At 40.8% G+C, this 2,360-nt stretch carries 3 protein-coding genes; all 3 read left to right on the top strand.

The window, feature by feature from the left end:
* A partial coding sequence (locus OOA_RS15250; RefSeq protein ID WP_008913059.1) for a formylglycine-generating enzyme family protein occupies positions 1 to 832 on the top strand: 832 nt, incomplete at its 5' end.
* On the top strand, positions 832 to 1,680 hold the full coding sequence (locus OOA_RS15255) for a formylglycine-generating enzyme family protein (RefSeq protein WP_008913060.1): 849 nt from the start codon (positions 832 to 834) through the stop codon (positions 1,678 to 1,680). The genes OOA_RS15250 and OOA_RS15255, both read left to right, overlap by 1 nt.
* An 11-nt stretch (positions 1,681 to 1,691) precedes the next feature.
* The coding region (locus OOA_RS15260) for a formylglycine-generating enzyme family protein (protein WP_040691748.1) at positions 1,692 to 2,360 on the top strand (669 nt) is incomplete at its 3' end.

Consider the following 2,360-nt stretch of genomic DNA (forward strand, 5'->3'; position numbering starts at 1 on the left):
CACTGCAATTATGCCATTATCTATCATGGTATTCATGACCTCAGGCTGTGATAATTCGCAAAAAGAAGCCGAAGCTGCTCAGTTACGCCAAACTTCGTTTGATAATATGGTGCCGATAAAAGGCGGACGTTTTCAGATGGGGGATTTTGGCCCTTTAATTGATGAAGATAAATTACCATTAAGTACCAACCCCTCAACAAGGCCCCTACACTGGGTCTCACTTTCTGATTTTAGCATGGGAAAATATCGTGTTACGTGGGCTGAGTTTAATCGTTGGCTAGCCCTACAAGAACGCGAGCCACTTGAATTTTATACTCAAGGGAAAAATAGTAAAATTATCAGTTGGGATGAGCTAGGCGATGACTATCCAGCATCGGTTAGTTGGCAAGATGCAAAAGGCTATTGTCAATGGTTAGGACAAAACTCAGGGAGAAAAACCGATTTACCAACCGAGGCTCAATGGGAATATGCTGCTCGCAGTGGGGGGCAATTACTGATCTATGCGAACAGCGATAATAAAATGCACTCAGAACTAGATCCTGCGCGTAACTTTACTGGTTGGAGCGCTCCAGTCGGCAATTTTGCACCAAACCCAATAGGACTATACGATATGATGGGCAATGGCGTCGATTGGGTGAATGATTGGTATTCTGAGGATTATTATCAACATTCCCCAGAGCATAATCCACTAGGGGCGGAAGCAGAAATAAGTACGAAAAAAGTGATCCGAGGTAATTTGGGGAGTTTCGATGGAATAATAACCATCGCAAGAGGAAAAGATGACCCCAATATGAAATTTGGTTATCAATTTCGTTGTGTTGAAAACCGTTAATGATTAGCTATATGAAAAAAATCACTGCAATTATGCCATTATCTATCATGGTATTCATGACCTCAGGCTGTGATAATTCGCAAAAAGAAGCCGAAGCTGCTCAGTTACGCCAAACTTCGTTTGATAATATGGTGCCCATAAAAGGCGGACGTTTTCAGATGGGCGATTTTGGCCCTTTAATTGATGAAGATAAATTACCATTAAGTACCAACCCCTCAACAAGGCCCCTGCACTGGGTCTCACTTTCTGATTTTAGCATGGGAAAATATCGTGTTACGTGGGCTGAGTTTAACCGTTGGCTAGCCCTGCAAGGACGAGATAAAACAGAGTACTATCTCGATGTCCTTAATAACCCCTATGCTAAAAAAGATAAAATTAGTGATAATTATCCAGCATCGGTTAGTTGGCAAAATGCAAAAGACTATTGTCAATGGTTAGGACAAAACTCAAGGAGAAAAACCGATTTACCAACCGAGGCTCAATGGGAATATGCTGCTCGCAGTGGGGGGCAATTACTGATCTATGCTAACAGCGATAATAAAATGTACTCAGAACTAGATCCTGCGCGTAATTTTGTCCCATATTGGAAGCCAGTTGGAAGTTTTGCACCAAACCCAATAGGTTTATACGATATGATGGGAAATAGTAGCGATTGGGTGAATGATTGGTATTCTGAGGATTATTACCAACACTCCCCAGAGCATAATCCACAAGGGCCTACAATAGGGGATAAAAAAGTAAGACGAGGCTATCTTGGAAGTTTCGATGGTGCAATTACTATCGCGAGAGGAAAAGATGATCCCAATATGAAATTCGGTAACGGATTTCGTTGTGTTGAAAACCGTTAATGATTAGCTATATGAAAAAAATAACGATAACAACTTTATTAGTATTCATAGCTCCCATTCTTTCTGGTTGCGAACAAAAACTCACCACTGAGCAAGAAGCCCAAAAGCAACAACTGATTAATGAATCCATTCACAGTATGGTCTTCATTGAAGGTGGCACTTTCTTAATGGGCGATTTTGGTAGCGGTCACGATGGTAAATCCACACTCCCTTATTCATTAGGAAAAGATGATAAATTCGTTCATGATGTCACTTTAGACAGCTTTAGTTTGTCTAAATACCGTGTTACTTGGCAACAATTTAATTTGTGGCGTGAATTAATCGGACTTCCATCAACAGACAGATATAATGATTTAAAATCACGAGATATAATGAAAGATTGGCAAGAGTCAACCCAAGATAGTTACCCTACCTCTGTTGATTGGCAAGACGCCAAAGATTATTGTGTTTGGTTAGGACAGCAAGCTCATTTACCCATCGATTTACCAACTGAAGCCCAATGGGAATATGCGGCACGTGATCGTGGCAAATTTATTCTCTTTGCCTCTAAAGATGGAACTTATTACGATGGTATTGGTGAAGATACAAACAAAAATAAAGAAATATTATTTTCAGCTGGTTTCTACCCTGTCGGCAGCTATCCTCCAACCCCATTAGGCCTTTACGATATGATGGGCAAC

The sequence above is a fragment of the Providencia burhodogranariea DSM 19968 genome (assembly GCF_000314855.2).
Lineage (GTDB): Bacteria > Pseudomonadota > Gammaproteobacteria > Enterobacterales > Enterobacteriaceae > Providencia > Providencia burhodogranariea.